This is a genomic window from Paenibacillus cookii, from assembly GCF_018333375.1.
Taxonomy (GTDB): Bacteria; Bacillota; Bacilli; order Paenibacillales; family Paenibacillaceae; genus Paenibacillus_AQ; species Paenibacillus_AQ cookii.
In genome coordinates this window covers 1-255 of record NZ_BORW01000143.1, presented here as the reverse complement: position 1 = coordinate 255, position 255 = coordinate 1, and the positions used below count along the sequence as shown (strand labels likewise).

At 61.2% G+C, this 255-nt stretch carries 1 pseudogene; it reads left to right on the top strand.

The features are described from left to right. Window positions 1–255 (top strand): annotated as a pseudogene (locus KI367_RS26955) (IS5/IS1182 family transposase); the annotation flags it as partial.

Genomic DNA, 255 nt, shown 5'->3' with positions numbered 1-255 from the left:
GCTGCAAGCAGAGCGAGAGGTCGAGGCGAAACCGAAATCGTCCAAGCGAGATCGCGATGACGACGACAACGACGCGGGCGGCTCGCAGCTCACCATGGAGGTAGGGGACGCTTTCTCTATTCCCGAGGAGCCCCCTGTTGTGGCGAAGAACCCCCGCAACATGGCGAAAAAGCTACACGTCCTGCCATCTACAGCCGCACCGACAGCGGAAGTCATGAACAAGGGCACCCTCATGCTGGATGCGACATGCGCGCC